Source organism: Gordonia alkanivorans (genome assembly GCF_004011905.1).
Taxonomy (GTDB): Bacteria; Actinomycetota; Actinomycetes; order Mycobacteriales; family Mycobacteriaceae; genus Gordonia; species Gordonia alkanivorans.
Genome location: NZ_CP027114.1, coordinates 1868657 through 1890996, shown reverse-complemented (window position 1 = coordinate 1890996; position 22340 = coordinate 1868657). Strand labels below are relative to the sequence as shown.

At 67.8% G+C, this 22340-nt stretch carries 20 protein-coding genes; 3 read left to right on the top strand and 17 right to left on the bottom strand.

All coding sequences use genetic code 11. The features are described from left to right. Window positions 1-36 precede the first annotated feature (36 nt). Entirely contained in the window at window positions 37-729 is a 693-nt protein-coding gene (locus C5O27_RS08585) for a class I SAM-dependent methyltransferase (protein ID WP_035755798.1), read from the top strand. Between the two features lie 25 nt (window positions 730-754). Here the strand turns inward: C5O27_RS08585 and C5O27_RS08580 are convergent, their stop codons facing one another. Genes C5O27_RS08580 through C5O27_RS08570 form a run of 3 tightly spaced genes read right to left on the bottom strand, consistent with a single transcriptional unit; the run spans window position 755 to window position 3854 of the window. Beyond that, window positions 755-1513: an SDR family NAD(P)-dependent oxidoreductase gene (locus tag C5O27_RS08580; protein WP_006358621.1), complete on the bottom strand. Its 759-nt coding sequence runs from the start codon at window positions 1511-1513 to the stop codon at window positions 755-757. Beyond that, a complete protein-coding gene (locus C5O27_RS08575; RefSeq protein ID WP_006358622.1) occupies window positions 1510-2466 on the bottom strand; it encodes an alpha/beta hydrolase in 957 nt (318 codons plus the stop codon). The genes C5O27_RS08580 and C5O27_RS08575 overlap by 4 nt, the downstream gene beginning before the upstream one ends. Further along, complete coding sequence (locus C5O27_RS08570; RefSeq protein WP_006358623.1) at window positions 2463-3854, bottom strand: flavin-containing monooxygenase; 1392 nt, start codon at window positions 3852-3854, stop codon at window positions 2463-2465. The genes C5O27_RS08575 and C5O27_RS08570 overlap by 4 nt, the downstream gene beginning before the upstream one ends. A 184-nt stretch (window positions 3855-4038) precedes the next feature. On the opposite strand from C5O27_RS08570, the gene C5O27_RS08565 reads away from it, so the two are divergent. After that, complete coding sequence (locus tag C5O27_RS08565; RefSeq protein ID WP_006358624.1) at window positions 4039-4641, top strand: TetR/AcrR family transcriptional regulator; 603 nt, start codon at window positions 4039-4041, stop codon at window positions 4639-4641. A 7-nt stretch (window positions 4642-4648) separates the two neighbouring features. Here C5O27_RS08565 and C5O27_RS08560 read toward each other — a convergent pair whose 3' ends face one another. The 5 genes from C5O27_RS08560 to C5O27_RS08540 form a co-directional block, all read right to left on the bottom strand. Next, the gene (locus C5O27_RS08560) at window positions 4649-5506 is read right to left on the bottom strand and encodes an LLM class F420-dependent oxidoreductase (protein WP_035755807.1); all 858 of its coding nucleotides are present in this window, start codon (window positions 5504-5506) and stop codon (window positions 4649-4651) included. Between the two features lie 100 nt (window positions 5507-5606). Next, window positions 5607-6662 (bottom strand): prenyltransferase/squalene oxidase repeat-containing protein, encoded by a 1056-nt coding sequence (locus C5O27_RS08555; RefSeq protein WP_035755810.1) that lies wholly within the window; start codon window positions 6660-6662, stop codon window positions 5607-5609. Further along, entirely contained in the window at window positions 6659-7387 is a 729-nt protein-coding gene (locus tag C5O27_RS08550; protein WP_006358627.1) for a class I SAM-dependent methyltransferase, read from the bottom strand. Before C5O27_RS08550 ends, C5O27_RS08555 begins: the two co-directional genes overlap by 4 nt. After that, the gene (locus C5O27_RS08545) at window positions 7374-8651 is read right to left on the bottom strand and encodes a glycosyltransferase family 4 protein (protein WP_127962479.1); all 1278 of its coding nucleotides are present in this window, start codon (window positions 8649-8651) and stop codon (window positions 7374-7376) included. The genes C5O27_RS08550 and C5O27_RS08545 overlap by 14 nt, the downstream gene beginning before the upstream one ends. Before the next feature lie 2 nt (window positions 8652-8653). Further along, a complete protein-coding gene (locus C5O27_RS08540) occupies window positions 8654-10342 on the bottom strand; it encodes an FAD-dependent oxidoreductase (protein ID WP_127962478.1) in 1689 nt (562 codons plus the stop codon). A 100-nt stretch (window positions 10343-10442) separates the two neighbouring features. Between C5O27_RS08540 and C5O27_RS08535 the strand changes: the two genes are divergently transcribed. Then, window positions 10443-11270, top strand: coding sequence for an acyl-[acyl-carrier-protein] thioesterase (locus C5O27_RS08535; RefSeq protein WP_127962477.1), 828 nt, complete (start codon window positions 10443-10445; stop codon window positions 11268-11270). A 9-nt stretch (window positions 11271-11279) separates the two neighbouring features. Here C5O27_RS08535 and C5O27_RS08530 read toward each other — a convergent pair whose 3' ends face one another. From C5O27_RS08530 to C5O27_RS08490, 9 genes are all read right to left on the bottom strand, one after another. Continuing rightward, window positions 11280-11831: a DUF3558 domain-containing protein gene (locus C5O27_RS08530; protein ID WP_127962476.1), complete on the bottom strand. Its 552-nt coding sequence runs from the start codon at window positions 11829-11831 to the stop codon at window positions 11280-11282. Beyond that, the gene (locus C5O27_RS08525) at window positions 11828-12712 is read right to left on the bottom strand and encodes a DUF3558 family protein (protein WP_127963801.1); all 885 of its coding nucleotides are present in this window, start codon (window positions 12710-12712) and stop codon (window positions 11828-11830) included. Before C5O27_RS08525 ends, C5O27_RS08530 begins: the two co-directional genes overlap by 4 nt. A gap of 182 nt (window positions 12713-12894) precedes the next feature. Continuing rightward, complete coding sequence (locus tag C5O27_RS08520) at window positions 12895-13089, bottom strand: hypothetical protein (protein WP_005201466.1); 195 nt, start codon at window positions 13087-13089, stop codon at window positions 12895-12897. A 195-nt stretch (window positions 13090-13284) separates the two neighbouring features. Further along, window positions 13285-15039, bottom strand: coding sequence for a hypothetical protein (locus C5O27_RS08515; protein WP_127963800.1), 1755 nt, complete (start codon window positions 15037-15039; stop codon window positions 13285-13287). A 218-nt stretch (window positions 15040-15257) separates the two neighbouring features. Then, complete coding sequence (gene atzF / locus C5O27_RS08510; protein WP_127962475.1) at window positions 15258-16928, bottom strand: allophanate hydrolase; 1671 nt, start codon at window positions 16926-16928, stop codon at window positions 15258-15260. Then, entirely contained in the window at window positions 16925-18979 is a 2055-nt protein-coding gene (locus tag C5O27_RS08505; protein WP_127962474.1) for a 5-oxoprolinase/urea amidolyase family protein, read from the bottom strand. The genes atzF and C5O27_RS08505 overlap by 4 nt, the downstream gene beginning before the upstream one ends. Window positions 18980-19030: 51 nt before the next feature. Next, a complete protein-coding gene (locus C5O27_RS08500; protein WP_127962473.1) occupies window positions 19031-19699 on the bottom strand; it encodes an urea amidolyase associated protein UAAP2 in 669 nt (222 codons plus the stop codon). 27 nt (window positions 19700-19726) lie between these two features. Beyond that, window positions 19727-20575 carry an urea amidolyase associated protein UAAP1 gene (locus tag C5O27_RS08495; RefSeq protein WP_127962472.1) on the bottom strand — a complete coding sequence of 283 codons (849 nt, stop codon included), beginning with the start codon at window positions 20573-20575 and terminating at the stop codon, window positions 19727-19729. A 170-nt stretch (window positions 20576-20745) separates the two neighbouring features. Then, window positions 20746-22290, bottom strand: coding sequence for an amino acid permease (locus tag C5O27_RS08490; RefSeq protein WP_127962471.1), 1545 nt, complete (start codon window positions 22288-22290; stop codon window positions 20746-20748). Between the last annotated feature and the right edge of the window lie 50 nt (window positions 22291-22340).

The window sequence follows — 22340 nt, the reverse complement described above, 5'->3', positions numbered from 1 at the left end:
CGCGGCGCCCCTCACACACCCGATAGGATCTGTGCCATGTCACAGTCCACGGCACCGTCGCCGAACGCACCGTCCCCCGAACGCCGCAAAGTCGCCGACGAGGCGCCCGGCTTCATGCCGCTCGACGAGGCCCAGACGCTGTTCGAGATCGCCGGAGAGTATCTGTCCCAACCAGATTCGACGAAGGTCGGCGTGGAGATCGGCACCTACTGCGGAAAGTCCACGGTGTTCCTGGGTTCCGCCGCCGAGGCGAACGACGCCGTCCTCGTCACCGTCGACCACCACCGCGGCTCCGAGGAGCACCAACCCGGCTGGGAGTACCACGACGAATCGCTGGTCGACCCACACACCGGCACGCTCGACACCTCGGCACGTTTCCGCCGCACCATGTTCGACGCCGGACTCGAGAAGACCGTCGTCGGACTCCTCGCACCGTCGAAAGTCGCCGCCCGCATCTGGGGCAAGCCTGCCGACTTCGTGTTCATCGACGGCGGCCACAGCATGGAAGCCGCCCAGAACGACCTCGACGGCTGGGCTCCGTGGGTGCGCATCGGCGGCGCCCTGCTGATCCACGACGTCTTCCCCGACCCCGCCGACGGCGGACGTCCGCCCTACGAGATCTATTGCCAGGCTTTGGAAACCGGCCAGTTCACCGAGGTCCGGGCGGAAGGATCGCTGCGCGTGCTCCGACGCGACTCGGGTGAGGTCGGAGCGCCGCTGCAGGCCTGACCCTGCACCGAAAGGCGTTGGCGCCCTATGCCTGCTCCAACATCGCGCGCGCTTTCCCGAGGACGTCGGGATACCGCTTGAGGTGTGCGCCGCCGTTCACGTCGAACGCTGCTCCGGTGATCCATCGCGCCTTGTCGGAGGCGAGAAAGACGATGGTGTCGGCGATCTCGGCGGGTTCGCCGCTGCGTCCGAGCGGTGTGTTCTCGATGTACTCCTCGGTGAGACCCGGCACGAATCCGATGCCCTCGGTCAGCGGCGTCGACACCAGACCCGGCGATACGGCGTTGACCCGTATCCCCCGTTCCGCCAACTCCAGGGCCGCGACCTCGACGAGCATCAGCACACCCGCCTTCGACGCGCAGTACGAACCCATCCCGGCACCCGGCTGCCGACCGTTGAGCGACGCGATGCAGGTGATCGAACCGCCGTCGGCGATCCGTCGGCCGGCGTGTTTGATCACCAGGAACGTGCCCGTGAGGCAGACGTCGACGGTGTGACGCCAAGCACTCAACTCGAGTTCGGTCAGGGCTCCCGGATCAGACAGTCCGGCGCAGTTCACCACCGTGTCGAACTCTCCGACCGCGTCGAACGCCGCGACCACCGAATCCTCGTCGGTGACGTCGAGCCGCAGTGCGCGGACGGTGCCGAGACGCTCGGCCGCAACCTTTTCGGCACGCTCGGCGTCGACATCGGCGACGACGACCTCCACTCCGCCGGCCGTCAGCGCATCGACCGTCGCGAGCCCGATTCCCGACGCTCCCCCGATGACGATCGCGCGCTTCACCGGGCGGTCACCGTCTCGACCGCGAGCTTGCGGGTGAGGAACGCGATCGCGTGGCCCACACACGGTTCGAACCAGTCGTTGCCCGCGAAGACGTCGAAGTGATCACACGGGTAGTGCCGGACCTCGGCGCGTGCCTTGAACGCCGCCTTCGCCGCGGCGTGAGGAGGCGCGGCCGAGTCGTAGTCGGCGATCTGCACGAGCACCGGCGCGTCGAGCTCGTGGACATGCTTGTCGGCACGGAAACCGCCGATCTCCAGACCCACCGACGCATCGACCTCGTTGCGCCAGGACGGTCCGGCGATCGCCAGGTAGCTCTCGAGGAACCCCGGCGCTGTCAGTGCCGCATCACGGTCCCCCGGCTTGCCGACGACGCGCATCATCTTCGGGCCGCGCCCCAGCTTCGCCGACAGCGCACTCGCCACCGCGGTCGCGGTGGATCGGGCGATCGCCGCACCCCCGACCTGGTCGTAGGCGACGCGACCGGCCGCGAGCCCGTTGACGAGGGGGATCACCGAGATCACCGCGGCGATGTCGGTTCGGCCACCGGAGACAGTCAGGACGTGACCGCCCGACTGCGAAACTCCCCAGAGGATCACCCGATTCGGGTCGACGCCGGGCTGCTTCTTCGCAGCAACGATCGCCGCGCGATAGTCGTCGGCTTGGCGTTCCAGCGAGATCTGCTGTCTCGGTTGACCTTCGGACAACCCGAAACCGCGGTAGTCGAACGCGAAGACCGCGAGTCCAGCTTCCGCGAAACGCCGGGCGAACGGTTCGAGACCCGAGTCCTTGGTGCCCGCGAAACCATGCGCCATCACGACGACGGGCCGTTTGCCGTCGACCTCGAAGGGCGAAGCCGACGAACCAGCGAAAAACCATGCGTCGCAGTCGGTGCCGGACGACGGGAAGCGGACGGTCTCCGCCCCGGACGGTGTGGTCGTGCCCGCTGCGGTCATGCTGAGGCCCCCGCTTCCGAGACGGTGCCGACGGGCACGGAATCCGCGACACCGGCCCAGGTCATCGGCCCCTGCTCCTGCGCGCGGCGTCGACCGTCGGGAATCTCTTTGGTACGCATGTTGTGTTCGTAGAGGTAGTGGTCGAGTTGCTGCGTGTGTCGCGCGCTCTGGACCATGTGGCCGGTGAAGAACTCTGTGTCCGCCGCGATCGTGTCCCGCATCTGGGCAACCGATGGCGGACGATAGTGGCCCGTCGCGTACGCACCGATCAGGCGCGCCTGGCACTCGACGAACGGGAACAGCGTCGGGACGGCCTGCGCGAACCCGGCGAAGACGAGGTCGTCGATACCGGGGTAGAACATCCGCTTGTAGAGGTCGATCCGGTTGTCCGGGGCGGAGATGAAGTCGGGGTCGAAGAACGGGAAGGTGATGTTGTATCCCGTTGCATAGATGATGATGTCGAAGTCGTCGGAGGTACCGTCGTCGAAGTGGACCGTCGATCCGTCGAGCCGGCTGACGTTCGGCTTGGCGATGACGTCGCCGGAGCCCAGGCGTAGCGGCAGCTCCACTGACTGCGTCGGATGCGCCTCGAAGAACTTGTGATTCGGAGTCGGGAGACCGTAGTCCTCCGGACGGCCGGCTGTCACCGGTTGCATGATCTGCACGAACTTGCGCTGCCACGCCATCGGGATGTGCGGCGAGGTCTTGTAGTACTTGTCGGCGGGCTTGCCGCCGAAATACTTCGGCACGATCCACGCACCGGAGCGGGTGGACAGGGTCAGCTTGTTGTCGAGCGCCTTCGACGACAACTCCACCGCGATGTCGGCAGCGCTGTTCCCCAGGCCGACGACCAGGATGCGCTTGCCCATGAAGTCATGCGGCGTCCGCGGATCGATGTAGTGGTGCGCATGCATCTCGATGCCGTCGAACTCACCCGGGAAGTTCGGGAACCGCGGGTCCCAGTGGTGTCCGTTGGCGACGACGAGGAGATCGAAGCGGCGTCGTTCACCTCGTTGGGTCTCCAGCTCCCAGCCTCCACCGTCGAGTCGACGGGCGTGCTCGACGCCGTTGGTGAACTCGATCGACGAGGTGAGGTCGAAGGCCTCCGCGTAGGAGTCGAGGTACGCCTTGATCTGCGTGTGGTGCGGGAAGTCCGGGTAATCATCCGGCATCGGGAAGTCCCGGAAGGACAACTGATGCTTGGAGGTGTCGATGTGCAGCGACCGGTACGCGCTGCTGTGGCCGTTCGGGTTGCCGAATGCCCAGTTGCCGCCGATGCGGTCGGAGCTCTCGAAGCAGGTGTACGGGACGCCGTAGTCGGTGAGCATCTTGCCCGCGGTCAGGCCGCTGATCCCGGCGCCGATGATCGCGGTGGTTGGTAAAGGCACGCTGCCCCCTCTGGACAAACTTCGGTGATGATCGAACATCGCGGTGTAGACACAATCTGGTTTGTGTCTACACCATGACCTGAACCGTGTACACAGATTCCACGAACTGTCTACGGGCTTGTTAGTCTTCGCCGGAGCGCTGACGACAGAGCAGACCCAGGCGACGAGCGACGCAGGAGACCCCGTGACCGAGACGACCAACCCGTCGGTTCACGACCGGTTGCTCGACGCCACCGAGAAGTTGCTGGCCGAAAAAGGCATTCGGGCGACGACGATGCAGCAGGTCGCCGAGTCCGCCGGGGTCTCCCGGGCGTGGCTGTACCGGCACTACCCCGACAAACCGTCGATGATCGGCGCGACCATCGTGCGGCTGACGGAATCGTTCTGGCGCGACGCACGAGCGACGCTCGACGACATCGGCGATCTGGCCGGCCAGCTGACCGCCGGCGTACGGATCGGGCGCGGCGCCTACGACGACCCCGGAACCCTCCTCATGCGATTGCGCACCGAGGAACCGACGGAGTTCGCCGAATGCGCGGGCGTCGGCGTCGTGAAACTGGTACCCGACCTCGCCGGCTTCTGGTTCCCGTACATCGAGGCCGCCGCCCGACGCGGGGAGATCCACGCCGGACACGACCTGCACGAGGTCGCCGAATGGGTTGCGCGCGTGCTGATCAGCCTCGGCACATCGCCGGGCGAGACGATCGACATCGACGACGCCGAGCAGGTCCGGCGCCATCTCGACCGGTTCGTGATACCCGGTCTGCGTACCGACCCGCTCGCCTGACCCGGCGCTAGACGGCTGCCGGCGCGAGGTCGAGTTTTCCGGCCAGCTTCGCCAGGTAGCCTGTCGCGCGTTCCACCGAGTCGTCGGGCAAGCCGTAAAGCACTGTGGTCACGCCGATCTCGCGCCACTTCACGAGCTTCTCCGGCACCGGCCTGAAGTCGAGGACGACGATCTCCGGCTCACCCTCGCGACCGGCATCGGACCAGATGCGCTTGAGCAGTGCAACGGAACCCTCGATGTCCTCCTCGCCCGGGGTGGTGATCCAGCCGTCTGCGCTGCGGGCGATCCACTTGAAGTTCTTCTCGTTGCCGGCCGCACCGACCTGAACGGGGATGTGTCCCTGCGTCGACTTGGGCCACGCCCAGCTCGGCCCGAAGTTCACGAATTCGCCGCTGTACTCGGCTTCTTCCTGCGTCCACAGGGCACGCATCGCCTCGAGGTACTCGCGCAGCATGGTTCGACGCCGCTTCGGCGGCACGTTGTGGTCGGCGAGTTCGTCCAGGTTCCAACCGAATCCCACGCCGAGGGTCACCCGGCCCCCGGAGATGTGGTCGAGGGTGGCGATCGTCTTGGCCAGGGTGATCGGGTCCGACTGGACCGGGAGCGCCACGGCAGTCGCCAGACGGATGCGCTCGGTGACCGCAGCGGCGGCGGCGAGCGACGTCCACGGATCGAGGGTGCGCATGTACCGGTCATCGGGAAGGGTCTCGTCACCGGTCTGCGGGTGCGCGGCGTCACGGCGGGTGGGGATGTGGCCGTGCTCGGGCACGTAGTACGACGCGAAGCCGGCGTTCTCGATCAGCGGCGCGAGCACGTGCGGCTTGAGCCCGCGATCGCTGGTGAACTGCACGATTCCGAACTCCATGAGGCCTCCCCGGGCACCGTTGCGGCCGCCCGGAACAGAATCGGACGGTTGACTGGACACCAGTCTAGGTGATGGGCGCCACAGAGACCAGGGGGTGCGATCAGGGCGCGACGGCCAGCCGCTGACGGACATCGCGGAAGATGCCGTTGGCGACACTGGTGCGACTCACGGCATCGGCCGCCAGGACGACGGCAGCAGAGGTCCAGCAGCTCTTCTCCACCGGCCAGCGTTTGCCGTCGGCGAAAACCAGTCCGGTCCAATACGATCCGTCGGGATCGCGCAGATGCTGAATCGAGGCGATGAGCTCGATGGCGTCGGCGGTGTCGCCGAGCGAGTCGAGAGCCAATGCCAGCTCGCAGGTTTCGGCACCGGTGACCCACGGACGGTGGTCGACGCAACGCACACCCTTGCCGGGGACGACGAACTCGTTCCAGCGGCGGGCGATCAGCTTCTGCCCCTCTTCCCCACGCACCGCGCCGCCGAGGATCGGGTAGTACCAGTCCATCGAATGTTCGGACGGAGGTGTGAAGATCTCCCACTCGGCGTCGCGCGCGGTGTCCGTACGGATGGCGTCACCGAGTTTGGTGTGCGCGGCGATCCACGCGGCGTCGGGCTGATCCAGCTCGGCCGCGATCCGGATCGCGCAGTCGATAGCCTGAAAAATGCTGGCGTTGCCGGTGATCAGGGCCTCACCGAACATCGCGCCGGTGCGGTGGTCGCCGCCCCACCGGAACGCGCCGTCGTCCCGCTGGAAGCGCAGGACACAGTCGATGGCCGACCAGACGACCGGCCACATCCGCTGCAGGAAGGCGTCGTCACCGGTGATCAGGTAGTGGTGCCAGACCCCGACCGCGATGTAGGCGCAGAAGTTGGAGTCGGTGCCGGCGTCTTCGACCTTGCCGCACACGGTGCGGATCGGCCACGAGCCGTCGGCTCGCTGTTTACGCCGCGACCATTCGTATGCCGCCTCGGCCTCGGCGTGAAAGCCGGTCACCGACAACGCCATCGCCGATTCGATGTGATCCCACGGATCGGTCTGCCCACCGGGGAACCAGGGCAGTGCGCCGGATTCCTCCTGCATGCCGACGATGGCCGCGCCGGTGGCGCGCATCTGCTCGGCGGTGACCACTCCAGGGACAGCCGGAGCGGCCGTCATGAAGACGCGGCAGTCTCGGGCTTACGGAGATACAGGGCCACGGACTTGCCGATCATCGGGTTGAGCACCTGCTCACCCACACGGGTCAGCCACGGCTTGCTCATCATGTCCCAGACGAGCAGCTGATGATATCCCTTGACCAGCAGGTTGTCGTTGTTCTCCACGCCGACAGCACATTTCAGCCACCAGTACGGAGCGTGAAGGGCGTGTGCGTGATCGATGCCGGTGACCTCGAGGCCCGCCTTGCGCAGCTTGTCGGCCAGTTCCGAGGCCTTGTAGATACGGACGTGTCCGCCCTCGACCTCGTGGTATTCGTCCGAAAGGGCCCAGCAGACCTTCTCCGGCCAGTACCGCGGCACCGTCACGGCGGCCACGCCACCGGGCTTGAGGACGCGGACCATCTCGCTGATCGCACCCTCGTCCGTCGGGATGTGCTCAAGGATCTCGGACATGAGGACCACGTCGAAGCTGTTGTCCGCGTAAGGAAGACGCAGCGCATCTCCGACCTCGGCGCGCGCCTTGGCCGAGGCGGGCACATGCCCTTCGGCCGTCATGGCGTCGAACATCTCCGCGACGTCGGCCATGTCACTCTCCGACATGTCGAAGGCGATGACATCCGCTCCCCGACGGAACATCTCGAAAGAGTGTCGTCCCTGACCCGCCCCGATGTCGATCGCCTTGGTGCCCGGGCCCACGCCCAGACGGTCGAAATCAACTGTCAGCACTCGATGTCCCTTCTGTTGCTCGCCGGTGTCCGGCGAGCACGGTTTCGTAGTGGGCCGCAGTCTTCGCGGCCACCGCCGCCCAGCTGTAGTTCTCCTCGGCGCGGCGGCGTCCTCCCGAGCCCAGACGCGCACGCAGTTCGGCGTCGTCGAACAGTCGTCCGATCGCCTGTGCGAGGCGCCCGGAATCCCGCGGCGGCACCAGCAACGCGGCCTCTTCACTCGTGCCGACGACTTCCGGGATCGCACCGGCGCGAGTGGCCACGAGCGGTGTCCCACAGCTCATCGCCTCGACGGCCGGCAACGAGAAGCCCTCGTACAGCGACGGAACGCAGGCAACCTCGGCCGAGGCCAGGAGCTCCGCGATCTCGGCGTCCTCGAGCCCCGAGACCACCGACACCCGGTCGGCGATCGCGAGATCCTCGATCATCTTGGCAGACGGCCCATTAGGGTCCAACCTGGACACCAGTACCAGTTTGACGTCGTCACGCTCGGCAGCGAGCTTCGCAACCGCCTCCAGAAGGTACGACACACCCTTGAGCGGCGCGTCGGCGCTGGCGACACAGACGATCCGGCCCGGGACGCGGTCGGCACCGGGCGTGAAGATCTCGGTGTCGACGCCGAGCGGGATCGTGGTGATGCGGCCCGACGGGATGTCGAACGCCTTGCGGATGTCGACCTCGCTGCTGCGAGAAACGGTGAGCAGCTCCGGGATCCGGCGCGAGACGCGTCCCTGCATACGCAGGAAGGAGTGCCAGCGCCACGCGGTGATCTTGCGCCAGCTCTTGGCCGCCTTGACCGCGAGGGTGCGGTCACGCGTGATCGGGTGGTGGATCGTCGCGATGAGCGGGAAGCCCGCCTTCTGGATCTCGAGCAGTCCGTACCCGAGGCACTGGTTGTCGTGCACGATGTCGAAGTCGTCGCGCCGTTCCTTCAGCAGCCGGGCGACCCGCAGGCTGAAGGTGAGCGGCTCGCCGAAGCTCGCCGTCCACATCGATCCGACCTCGAGCATGTCGATCCAGTCGCGGTACTCGCTCAGCTTCGGCGTACGGAACGGGTCCGGCTCGTCGTAGAGCCCGAGGCTGGGCACCTTGGTGATCGTGACGCCGGCGTCGATCGCCGACTGGTCGAGCTCCGGATACGGCTGTCCCGAGAAGATCTCGACGCTGTGCCCGAGCAGCGCGAGCTCGCGGGAGAGGTGACGGACGTAGACGCCCTGCCCACCGCAATGAGGTTTGCTGCGGTAGGACAGCAGTGCAACCCGCACGGTTACTGCGCTCCGGCGGCGGCCGCCGCCTCGAACTCGGAGATGCTGACGAACTTCGCCCGTGCACGGCCGGCGGCCTTGCCCGCGGACTTCTCCGCTGCGTCGATGGCCTTCCATCCCGCGAGGTCGATGCGGTTGGCACCGCGGTCGGCGCACAGTGCGGCGACATCGTCACGCGGGGTCGACGGATCGCCGATGGCGCCGGCGACGAAGTCGTCGATCACGGCACGTGCCGTCTCCTGACCGCACAGACGATTCATGCCGATGCCACCTGTCGCTCCGCGTTTGATCCAGCCGGTGACGTACAGCCCCGGCATCACGTCGCCCTCGGTCGCGGCCTGCACGCGTCCCCCGGCGTTCGGGACGACGCCGCGCCCCTCGTCGAAGGGGAGGTCGGTGACCGGGACGCCGCGGTATCCGATGGCCCGCAGAAGGAGGCCGGTCTCGAGGTCGAATCGCTCGTCGGTGGCCTTCACGGCCACGCGGCCGGCGGCGTCGGCGTCGGCTTCGGTGTAGGCGTTGCGCACGCACGTCAGCGTAGTCACTTCGCCGTCACCGGCAATTCCGGCGGGAGATGCCAGGAAACGGAAGACGATGCGCTTGTTGCCCGGTGTCTGCGGACGTTCGGCGAACTCGCGGGCCAGCCGGATCTTGGTGGCGATCGTCGAGTCGAGCGTGTCATCGGCCACGGCAGCCTCGGAACCCTCGTCGAGGACCAGATCCTCGGGATCGATGACCACGTCGACGCCCTCGACGTCGCCGAGAGCGAGGAACTCGCTGTTGGTGTAGGCCGCCTGGGCGACGCCGCGGCGGCCGAGCAGCACGACTTCGGTGATGTTCGATTCGCGCAGCTTCGCCAGGGCGTGGTCGGCGATGTCGGTCTTGGCCAGTTCGTCGGGGTCGGTGACGAGGATGCGCGCCACGTCGAGCGCGACGTTGCCGTTGCCGACGACGACAGCCCGTTCCGAGGACAGGTCGACGTCGAGGTCGGCGAAGTCCGGGTGGCCGTTGTACCAGGCGACGAACTGGGTGGCCGCGACGGAGTTGCGCAGGTCCTCACCCTCGATGTTCAGCCGCTTGTCGGTCGCGGCGCCCACCGCGTAGATGACCGCGTGGTAGCGGGCGACGAGCTCGTCGTGGCTGATGTGCTTGCCGACCTCGACGTTGAGGTAGTAGTCGAAGTTCTTCTTGGCGGCGACCGACGCGAAGGTCTTCTCGACCCCCTTCGTGGCGGCGTGGTCCGGGGCGACGCCCGCGCGGACCAGGCCGTAGGGCGTGGGCAGACGGTCGAACATGTCGACCTTGATGGCCGGTTTGCGGACGAGTTCCTCGGCGGCGTAGAAGGCGGCCGGACCGGCACCGACGATCGCGACGTGCAGTTCCCGGTCGGGCAGCTGCGGCGCCTTGCGTGGCGGGACGAGCCCGCCCTCGACGTCGTGGTCCTTGTAGTAGTCCGCGTTGATCTGCAGGTACGGCTCGTCGCGCTCGGTGAGCTGATCGTCGGGGACGATCGCCTCGACCGGGCACTCGTCGATGCACGCGCCGCAGTCGATACAGGTCTCCGGGTCGATGTACAGAGCCTCGGCAGTCAAGAACTCCGGCTCGTCGGGCGTCGGGTGGATGCAGTTCACCGGACACACGCTCACGCAACTCGCGTCGTTGCAACATGGACGGGTAATCACATGCGCCATCTGCTGTTTCTCCGTAATTCCACACGTAGAACGTGTTCTAGTTTCAGCCTTGACTGTATCTTATCTGCAAAGATACCTGCGACCCATCGAAGGGACTCGAGTGAGCCAGGTTACGTCAGGCGAGAGAGCGGGACCACTACCCGACCGCAAGGAGGGTGCCCGGTTCTACCAGGCGGGATACCGGGTCCGGACCGGTGATGTCGACCAGGACATGCGGGTACGGCTCGACGCCGTCGCGCGATACCTGCAGGACGTCGCCAACGACAATCTCGAGGCCACCGAGTTCGGCAGGACCGAGCCCTTCTGGATCGTCCGGCGCACCATCATCGACGTCATCCGGCCGATCACCTGGCCGGCGACGGTGACCGCCCAGCGCTGGTGCGGCGCGCTGTCGACCCGCTGGACCAACATGCGGGTGCGGCTCACCTCCGAGCACGAGACCAACCGGTTCAATCCCGACGACCGCCCCGCCGGCCTCATCGAGACCGAGGCGTTCTGGATCAACGTCAACGACAAGGGCGTGCCGTCACGGCTGTCCGACCAGGCCTTCGAGATGTTGTCGTCGATGACCGACGAGCACCGTCTGCGATGGAAGTCGATGAACCCCGAGAAGGCCCCGGCCGCCGAGGACATCCCCTTCCCCGACCGTGAGCACGTCCTGCGGATCACCGACTTCGACCCCTTCAAGCACCTCAACAACGCCGCCTACCTCGAGGCCATCGAGGACGAGCTGGTCGAGCACCCCGATCTCGTCGACATGCCCCACCGCGTCGTCATCGAGTACCTGCGGCCGATCGTGCCGGGGACGCGCCTCACCCTGCGTCGTGTCCGCGAGGGCGACGGGCTGACGGTGTGGCTGATGATGCCCGGAACCGGCGACGAGCTCGTCGTTGCGGCGAGCGTGGCGGTGGGTCCGCTGCCCACCTGATTCCGGGGGCTACTGACCGCCCTGGAGCAACAACTCCATCAGCTTGATCGGCGCCTCGCACGGGTCGCCCGCGGGCGCGCTGCGGGGTTCGACGAACCAGGTGAAGATCCCGCGACTCGGAGCCCGCGCGGTGACGCCGCAGACTCCGGGTCGGTCGGGGCTGCGCTGGGTGAAGGCGGACTGACTGGCGACCTTGATGTTCTCGGTCTGGAAGCCGAGTTTCTTGGCCGTCTCCTTCTCGAGGTTGACGTTGCCCCACTCGAACCAGTTGAACGTCACGCTGACAACGTCGGTCGCACCGGACACCAGCCACCGGCAGATCGCACCGCTGAAGGACCGTTCGGCGAATCCGCCGCCGGCCACCACGTCGGCGATCATCGCGTCGGGTAGCACGTCGCATTCGAGGAGCAGTTTGTCGAACTGATCGGTGTCGATGTCGCTGCTGCCGGACTGTCCGGCGGCACCCACCGGCACCGGCTCACCGTCGACCGTGCGCGCACAACCGACGAGTGCGGTCAGGCCGAGGAGGACCGCAACGAGGACCGCCAGTGCCCGCCTCATGAGGCACGCTCGATGGACAGCTTCGCCAACTCCCGTGCGGCGTCGCAGATCTGCTCGATGGGCCGCGCCTGGACCGCATCGCCCCGGATGGACCACTCGAAGAAGTCGGCGCCGAATCCCATACCGACCTCGCAGATCTGGCCGGACTGGGTGTAACCGATGAACCCCTGGTGGCCGTCGATCTCGAGTTTGTTGGTGACGTCGCGCGACAGCTTGACGTTGGCCTCTTCGCGGCCGATCGGCGAACCGCGGTACCAGTTGAACGAGGCGACGGCACCCGTCCGCGAACCGGTGGTGTCCCACTCACAGACCGACGTGTTGTTGACGGTCTCGGTGAGTCCGCCGAAGCCGGTGATACGGGTGACCTCTTCCAGCGTCACCCCGCCGCACTTGCCGAAGAACGGTCCGGACCCTGCCTGTGCGGGAGCCTCGGGGGTGTTCGGCCGGTTCGGGTCGCCCGGCTCGTCGTCCGAACAACCCCCGACGAGTAGCACGACGACGGCGAGGAAGGCGACGAGAAAGCTCGAGTCACGGAGCCGATCGAGTTGTCGCCGTTCGCGTTTGGTGGGCCGGCCGGCACCACGGTCCCGGCGCGGCTGACTCGCCAGGATCTCCTTGGGCGGCGGTGGCGGCGACCGGTCGATGAAGCATTCGGCGGCCATCGGCGCCGACACCCGCTTGTTGATGGTCTTGGTGACCTCGACGATGCGTTCGCGTCCGGCGAGCCGGACGCGGATCTCGTCACCCGGCACCACCGGCTGGGCGGGTTTCGCGGTCACGCCGTTCACACGGACATGGCCTCCGCGGCATGCGGCGCCGGCCGCGGATCGGGTCTTGGTCAGGCGGATGGCCCAGATGTAGGCGTCGACGCGCGTGGACATGGTCAGTGACCCGGCCGCCCGGCCGCCCGGCCGTGGTGACGTCCCGAATCGTCGATCATGCGCCCGCACTCCCTTCACCCGCATGCGCCCGCCGGCACCGCGCAGCGATGCGGTCGCGCTCATTGGCCACCACTGTAGCCGCGCCGATCGTCGAGTCGGGGTTCACCGCGCGGGCGTCGTGCTCAGCGCTTGCGGGACAGCAGGTACACCCCGCCGCCGACCGCCAGGATGGCGAACAGGATCGCCAGGAACGTCTGGTCGAGCAACAGCAGGACCACGAACACGGCGATACCCGGTGACACCGCGACCAGGCTCATCACCGGATGCTGCCGGACGACCTCCGACACTGCTCTGCTTCTGTCGCGATCGATCGCCATCACGGCCTCCCTGCTCGGCTCCGTTGGTCCAGCTCCGGTTGCGTCCAGGGTAGTTCCTTCCCACGCGCGCCCGCCGGAGGCCGATCCGTCGACCGACGGTGAGCCCCCGAGCCCAGGGGTGGGGGTCGGAAGATGGTCGACGCCCCGGCACGGATCGAGTCCAGTGCCGGGGCGCCGGTCTGTGGGCGGCCGGTGTCAGGCCGCTTCTGCGCCGGAGCCGCTCGACGAACCCGAGTCGCTGTCGGAACCGCTACCCGAGCCTGCGTCGCTGTCGGAACCGCTACGCGAGCCGGAGCCGCCGGCCGAGTCGGTTCCGCTGTCCGAACCGCTGCCGGCGTCGGAGCCGGAGTCAGAGCCGCTACCCGAACCCGAATCACCGCCGCTGCTGTTGTCAGAGTCGTTGTCCGAGCCGGCGTCGGAATCCCCGGCGGCGGGCGCCTCGGGGGCGCGGTGCTTGCCCTCGTAGCCGTCGTCGGCCGCGCGATGCTTGCCGACGTACTCCTCGACGATGTTGCTGCCGGAGTCGTCGGATGCGACCTCGGACGCCTCGTGATCGGGGCCCACGAACTCAGCGGTTTCCGGTTCCGCGAAGGTCGACGCCGCGAACTCGGCGGGAGCCGAGGCCGCAACCCGGGCGACGGTGTTCGACTGCGGGATCACGGCGTCGTCGGTTGCCGGGATGCCGAAGGGGAACTCGTAGCTCGGGATGTGGATGACCGGGATGATCTCGCCGGTGTCGAGCTGCCCGAACGTGATGACCGGGAGGCCGAGGCGGTTCGGGCGGTACTCGCCGTTCACCTCGACCAGCGGACGGAACGTCACCTGGGAGCCCAGCCAGTCGACGGTGATCGGACCGGTGAAGCCGTAATCACTGGTGAGACGGAGGAAGTTGCCGCTCAGCAGGCCGTAGTCGCCGCCGATGCTCAGGCGGGCGAAGTCCTTCGACAGCGACATCCAGTCGCCGTCGAAGTCGATGCCGGAACCGCTGAGGATCGCCGCCAGGATTCCCTGCAGCGCTTCCTGTCCGGCGTCACCGAGGACACCCGTCGGATCCGAGAACAGTGCCGTCGGATCGGTGAGCGCGAACTGCACCTCGCCGTTGGGCTGCTGGTAGCGGAAGTCGAAGGTGCCCAGCACATTCGCACACGCTCCGACGCCATCGGCGTAGGCACCGGTGAGACCGCCGTAACAACCGACGCCCTTGATGCCGGGAATCGTGGTGACCTTCTGGCCGAGAACCGTCACGTCGAGCGCGCCGGTGTTCCAGGCGTGCGCCATGCCGAGGAGAGCGAAGGACTTCGCCGTGCGGCCGTCACTCGCCCCCGCGGTCGCGATGCTGAGCGGGAGGTATGAAATTGCGGTCGCGTCGCCGTCGCGGAACGCCACCGCCAGTTGGAAGCCGTTGCCGATGACCTTCGCCGAGCCATCGGTACCCGGCGCGTCGGCGATGGAGCGCGGGACGTCCAGCCCGATCCAACGCGCGATGTCGCCCAGGATCGAGTTCGAGATCGACTCGATGGTGCCTTTGACCGGGTCGTAGATCCCGACCGGCACGACCTCTATCCGGTCGGGAAGCACGATGGCGATACCGATGCCACCGAGATCGGTGCTCGACTGCGAGCAGTCGGCGCCATCGCGGGAGCCGCCGGAGACACACGACTCGATACGCCAGGCTTCGGCGATGTCCGCGAGCGCACCGTTGCCGATACCGCTGACCAGTTCCCCGAGAGGGTTACCCGTGTTGAAGCCCTTCGACCACGTCTCGAGCTTCTGAATGGAATCCGGGAGCAACGCCGCCTCGGCCGCCGCCGGTTCCATCGCCTGCCCGGCGCCGATCGCGGCCACCGTGGCGATCGCGGCAGCACCCGCGACGACGCGATGCTGTCGCTTGGGCTTGCGGTCCGCGCGTCGCGCGACCTTCTCCGAACGCTGAGTTCCGTTCCGCCCCATGCTGGTCACTCGTCCAACTTTCTTTCTTCCCACCCCTTGCGCTGAGCAAGTTAAGCATCGGAAATCGAAAATTGGTAGCCGGAACGAGACATGTGCACAAAACCGTCCCGTTGGACAAACGACCAGGTGGGAGAAGCGCTGGAAGGCACCCGGTTCCGTATGACGTCGAGCCCGGTTTCCGGGTTCGGTGTCATACGGAACTCACCTGGACACGCGCTTTACCACCGATCGCGATCGAGTTCCGTTCCCGCAGCACCGGCGTCGGCCGCGCAGCCGAAGCCGACGATCCACCGCGCGGGTCCCGCCTCCCCGGCGGTCACCTCGACCTTGCCCAGCATCATCGGTTCCGGCAGGGCGGCGAGGAACTCCCCCAGCGCGGCCGGGGACAGGCGCCATACCTCGCCCCGGATCGCCCGTCCCGCAGCGGGATCGCGGATCAGTCCCGGCTTCGGCGGGATGGTGTCGAGCGCGACCAGGCGATAGGTCGGGGTCGTCGTGATCTCCCCCGCCCAGCGGGCACCCCGCTCGCTGAGCTCATGGGTGAGCGGGCCGCCCCGCATGTGCGCACCGAAGACCGCGAGCTCGATCGATTCCTCGGTCTCCACCCACGAGGCCCCGACATCGGGAACGCCGAGGAACCGGGCCGCCACGTCGACGAGAACCGCGTCCTCGTGCGCAGCGCCGAGGAAGGTGACACCGAATTGCGCTCGGCTACCATCGCTTTCGGGGACCTCACCACTCGGCACGGCGAGTCCGCACAGGTCGAAGAGGTTGCAGAAGTTCGTATACGTACCCATCCGCGAGTTGACGCCGACCGGGTCGGCGGCGACCGAGGCGATCGTCGGGTGCGCAGGCGCGGTGGGGACCATCAGCACGGTGGCGTCGCCCCACTCCCCCATGGCCTCTGCCCGGAGTTCGGCGAGGCGGCGTCGGGCGCGCAGCAGGTCGACGGCACTGAATCGCGAAGCGGCACCGATGATCCCGGCGACGGTGGGGTCGATTCCGGCGGCGGCCGGGTCCGCCGAGTCCAAGAAGTCGCCGACGGCGTCGTGCCGTTCGGCGACGAGCGCGTCCTCGTAGAGCAGCTTCGCCGCCGCCAGGAACGGCGACAGATCGATGGTCTTGATCACGAAGCCGGCTGCCTCGGCCCGCATCACCGCCTCGGCGAACGCGGCACGCCACGCCTCGTCGAGCTCGGGCAGTACGGCGGGCACGGCGACGACGGGTCGTTCCGGCGCGGCCAGCGGCACCGACGACTTGAACGGCCGGGGGCCCTGCGCGGTGGCCATCGCGGCCATCGCCCGATTGGCGAGCGGCAGGTCTGCGGCGAAGATGGTCACGGCGTCGTAGCTCGCACAGGCCGGTACGACGCCGTCGGTGGAGACCGTCCCGACCGTCGGCTTGACCCCGACAAGCCCTGCGAATCCGGCGGGTACGCGGCCGGATCCGGCGGTGTCGGTGCCGATCGCGATGTCGGCAAACCCGAGTGCCACGGCCACAGCGGAACCGGAGCTCGAACCGCCGGAGACGCGGTCGGGTCGTCGTGCATCCCGCACTGCGCCATACGGACTGCGTGTCCCGACGAGGCCGGTGGCGAACTGGTCGAGGTTCGTCTTGCCGATCACCACCGCACCGGCGGCCCGTAGCGCCGCGACCACGGGGGCGTCGGTGGCGGGTGTGTAGGCGTAGCCCGGGCACGCGGCCGTGGTCGGCAGCCCGGCGACGTCGACGTTGTCCTTGACCGCGAGGACCGTGCCGGCCAGGGCTCCACCCGTTGCGAGGGCTGCGTCGAACTCGGCAGCGACCTCCGCCTGCGGACGCAGCGTGATGAAGACCTCCGGACGGTCCGCCTCGGCGATCCGCGTGTAGATCTCGTCGATCTTGCTCATGCCACCCGCTCCTCGTTCTCGGCCCCGACCGTGCTCAGGTCGGCGGCGAACTCACCCTGCGCAGACCATCTCTGACGTTCCTCGGCGCGGGCGATCTCCATTTTTTTCCGCCGGAAGGCGATGTCGTCGGAGTTGTCGTCCAGGAACCGCTGGTGTTCGGCCAGCGAGAAGACACCGTCGGCGATCTTCGTGCTGTCCCCTCGGCCGGCCGCGACATCGGCACGCATGTCGCGAAGTTCCTCGGCACTGACCGGGTACCAGGAGATGCGGTCGAAGAAGCGCAGCAGCCAGGGATGCTCGGGATCGAAGCCGGGAGCCGGCTGCGGGTGGCGGTGATTCCACACCTGCGTGGTGCGTCCGACGAACTGATAACCGCCGGGGCCCTCCATGCCGTAGATACACAGGTAGGCGCCGCCGATGCCGACCGCGTTCTCCGGGGTCCAGGTCCGGGCGGGGTTGTACTTCGTGGTGACGAGCCGATGCCGCGGGTCCAACGGGACCGCAACGGGCGCACCGAGGTACACGTCCCCCAGGCCCAGCACCAGATAGCTGGCGTCGAACACGGTCCGGTAGACGTCGTCGACGGAGTCGAGTCCGTTCATGCGGCGGATGAACTCGATGTTCCACGGGCACCACGGAGCGTCGGAGCGGACGCCGAGCATGTAGCGCTCGATGGCCTCGCGGGTGGCCGGGTCGTCCCAGGACAGCGGCAGATGCACTGTTCGGCTGGGCACCACGAGATCCTCGGCCGCGGGCAGTTGGCTCTCACATTCGGTGAGCCACTCGAGCATCCGGGACTGTGACCACACGTCCGGGTCGGCTTTGACCTGGAGCGACCGGATACCCGGTGTGAGATCGATGAGGCCCCGGGGTTTTTCGGCGGCGATGCGTTCGCTCAGTGCGTGCACACGGGCGCGCAGGGCCAGATCGAGCTGCATGTCGCCGTATTCGACGAGGATGTTGTCGTCACCGGAACGCCGGTAGGTCACCGAGGTGGTCCCGTCGGCGGTCGTCGTCGAGCCGAGGATGCCGTTGTCGGCGTCGCCGCCCGAGGACAGGACGTCGACGAAGCTGGCACGCCGGCCGAGACCGGTCTCCTTGGGCGACGCGGTCTCCTCGCTGCGCACGGCCACGAAGCGGATCGTGTCACCGGGCTTGAGCTGGCCGAGCTTCCAGCGCTGGGCGGTCACGACCGTCACCGGGCACACGAACCCGCCGAGGCTGGGGCCGTCGGGACCGAGCAGGATGGGGGTGTCACCGGTGAAGTCCAGCGCACCAACGGAATACGCGTTGTCGTGGATGTTCGACGGGTGCAGACCTGCCTCGCCGCCGTCGTTGCGCGCCCACCGTGGCTTGGGACCGATGAGTCGGATGCCGGTCCGATCGGAGTTGAAGTGCACCTCGTAGTCGGTGGCGAAGACGTCGGCGATGTCGGCCTCGGTGAAGAACTCCGGTGCGCCGTGCGGACCGACGGTCACCGCCAGCTGCCAGGTGTTGGTGAAGGCCGGCTGCTCGTCACCGAGGATGCGCCGCGCCGGGCCGGACGGGGCGCCGAGCAGCGCGAGCCGATCACCGGCCGCGAGCGGACGGCCGGCCAGACCGCCGAATCGACCCATCGTGAACGTCGAACGGCTCCCGAGGTAGTCCTCGGCGTCGAGACCACCGGACACCGCGATGTACGCCCGCATGCCGAGCGCCCCCACAGTCCCGACGTCGAGGACGTCACCGACCGACACCGTCAGCGGAACCCATTGCGGCGCGGTCTTTCCGTTGAGGGTCACGGTCACCGGCGCGCCGGTGACCGCCACGACGGCGTCGGCGTCGAACCGCAGCGCCGGGCCCATCAGGGTGACCTCGAGACCGGCTGCCGTCTCGGGGTTCCCGACCGCGAGGTTGGCCAGACGGAATGACAGGTCGTCCATGGGCCCGGACGGCGGGACCCCGACCTTCCAGTACCCGATACGACCGGGCCAGTCCTGGATGGTGGTCAGCGGACCGGACCGCAGGACGGTGACGGGGGCGGGCGTGGCGGGCCCGGTGGCGGCAGACATGGTGTGGTTCCTCGCAGGTCGATGTGCGGTAAGGGTTTCGGCGCGACGGCCCTAGGCCGCGGGTCGGGTCACGATGACGCGGACCGCGGTCGGGTCGAATCCGTTGCAGGGGTTGTTGATCTGCGGGCAGTTGGAGATCAGTACCAAGGTGTCGACGTCGGCCCGCAGGGCGAGGCGCTTGCCGGGCGCCGACAGACCGTCGACGATGCCGAGGGAGCCGTCGGGATCGACCGGCACGTTCATGAAGAAGTTGACGTTGCCGACCAGGTCGGCCTTGCCGAGTCCGTGGCGACTGCCCTCGATCAGGAAGTTCTCGACGCACGCGTGCTGATGCTTGGTGTGGTGGCCGTAGCGAAGCGTGTTGGATTCCTGCGAGCAGGCGCCGCCCACGGTGTCGTGGTTGCCGACCTGGTCGGCGACGATCGTCATCAGCGGTTCGCCCTCCTGGTCGCGGATGACGGTGCCGGCGGTCAGGAAGATGTTGCCCTGCGCGGCGATCGTGGCCTGCGCCGAGTAGCGCTTGGCATGGTCGGCCGCACCGTAGAAGAGGGTGTCGACGGCCTGGTTGCCGTAGAGGTCGACGATGGTGAGCACGTCGCCGGCGGCGACGACTCCCGACCAGGGGCCGCGTTCGCCGACCAGTCCGTCGTAGACGACGGTTCCGGACACGAGCGCGAGTTCCGCGGCAGAGGCGGTGGCGAAGTCGATGGTGGTGGTCATGAGTGTGTTCCTCTCGGGTCGGGACGCTCAGAGAAGAGCTGCGGCCCAGGCATCTTCGGAGTTGGCGACGGCGCGCTGGTACTCGGGATCGGTGTCGGCGACGCCGGCGAGCAGGGCGTCGAGATCGGGCCGGGCCCTCCACGCCAGCACCTCGAGCGAGGTGGTGTCGAAGGTCGGCGACGGATCGACGGGATGTGCGGTGTTCGCGATCGCCACGACGCACGGCAGGTGCAGGATCAGGTCCACCGACTTGGCGGCACCCGCGGACCCGGTGGAGCGCAACGAGCCGTCGTCGTCGACCTTCACCCCGTGGAAGAACGACACCGACGGGGCAACGTCGGTCGGGGTCAGGCCGTGCTTCGCCGCGGCGAGGGTGAACATCTCGCGACCCGCCGGGCTGGCCGAATGAACGTGTCCGTCCCCGTATTTCGCGGTGTTGGCGACAAGGGTCGTGGTGCCGCAGAGGGCGTCGTGGTGTCCGGAACCGTCGGCGACGATCGTCGCGAGGACGCGGCCCTGGTCACTCAGCAGCGGGTGCCCGGTGCCGAGGTAGGCCTGCCACGGAACCTTCACGGTGTCGGCGACATTCAGACGCTCCCAGGGTGCGTCGGCACGCCACAGCAGAAGGTGCGCGCAGGCCGATCCGGCGACGTCGTGCAGGCGCAGCCGGGTGCCACGGGCCAGGACCTTGCTCGTGTACCGCCCACCGGGCACGGTCTCGGCCCAGGTGAGGTCGGCGGGGTCGACGTCGGCGGGCGGGTTCGGCCAGTTCGACGCCGGCACGACGGGCATGCTGTCGGTGATGCGACCGGCCTGCGACCGGGCGTGTTCACGGGCTCCCGCGGTGGTGCCGGTGCCGGTGGCGGTGATGGTCATGTCGGATGTCTCCTCGGAATGTGGTTGTGGTTGCGGTAGGGGAGCTCGGGTCACCGGGCCTTCGAGGCTCGTCGACTTCGATGCGCTCCTTCGTCGCTTACTCAGCCCGGCGGCTTGCGCTCCTCGCACCTCAGGCAGCAAGGGGGCGCCGCTAACGCTCCTCGGAGTTGTCAGGCAGCAAAGGTGACGGGCTTCGGGTGTTCCTTGCCGCGCGGGAAGCACGCGATGCCGGCGAGGACGGTGACCGCGATGACGATCGGTCCGGCCCAGCGCAGGACCGGCATGTCACCGGCCGGGTCGAAGACCTCGGCACGCGGCCAGGCCAGGTTCACGACCATCAACGCGCCGTAGAGCACGGCGAGGAGGTTCACCACGATCCCGAAACGGCCGAGGCTGAACAGTTTCCGGCCACCGGCGTCGACGCCGCCTTTCTGCGGCCAGCCCTGGAACCGGCGGTAGAGCATCGGACCGGTGACGGCGAGGTAGGCCAGGTAGATCAGGATGATGCACACGCTGGCGAGCGTCGCGAAGATCGCCGAGTTGCCGACGTTCACCACCAGGACGCCGATGCAGAGCACGCCGATGAGGATCGACGGTGCGATCGGGGTGCCCGTCCGCGAGTTGACGTGTGCCAGTTGCTTCGAGAACGGGAGGCGGCCGTCGCGGGCCATCGAGAACATCAGGCGGGAGCATGCGGTCTGGATGGCGAGGGTGCAGATGAAGATCGCCACCGCGACGTCGCAGAGCAGGACCTTGCCCCAGAAGCTTCCGAGCACCGAGTCGAGCACGTAGGGCAGGCCGCCGATGGCGAGTTCCTCGCTGAGCGTCGGCGCGGCCATGAGAGCGCCCAGCAGCATCAGGCCGCCGCCGATGGCCGAGACCGTCAGTGCCATACGGATGGTGCGCGGTGCGACGCGACGCGGGTCGCGGGTCTCCTCGGCGAGCTCGCCGGCCGAACCGAATCCGACCATGACGTAGGCGGCCATCAGGCCCGAGACGATGAACGCCCAGATGTAACCGGGCTGCTGACCGGGGGCGCCGGTGTCGAAGACGACGCCCGGACCGCGCTGTGCGTGGGTGAACAGCGCCAGGATCACCGCGACCACGCCGACGAGTTCGCAGACCACGCCGATGCTGTTGACGCGGCTCATCCAGGTGACACCGACGCAGTTGATGGCGGTGACGATCACCAGCAGGATCGAACCCAGCAGGACCGCGTTCGACGCGCCGCTGGTGCTGGTCAGCGTGGGATCGTCGCCGACGAGCTGGAAGCCCATCCACACCGAGGGCAGCACCACCTGGAGGGCGATGGCCGCCGCGGCGGCGGTGACGACCTGCGCGATCATCATGAACCAGCCGCCGAACCAGCCGATGACCTCACCGCCCATGCGGCGCGACCACTGGTAGATCGCACCCGAGATCGGGTACCGCGCAGCGATTTCGGCGAAGCACAGGGCCACCAGGAACTGGCCCGCGTAGACGATCGGCCACGTCCAGAAGAAGGCCGGGCCGCCGAACCCGAAACCCAGGCCGAAGAACTGGAAGACCGTGGTCAGGATCGAGACGAAGGAGAAACCGGCCGCGAAGGAGGCGAACTTGCCCAGCGACCGGTGAAGCTGCTGGTCGTAGCCGAACTCGGAGAGGTCGTCGGCGTCGTGGTTGCCGGCCGGAGCGGTGACCGGTTGCACGACGGCCTTTTCCGGGGTTGTGGTCATGATGCGTTCTTTCTGTCGAGGAGCTCCTCGTTGAGCGCGTATCTGTCAGG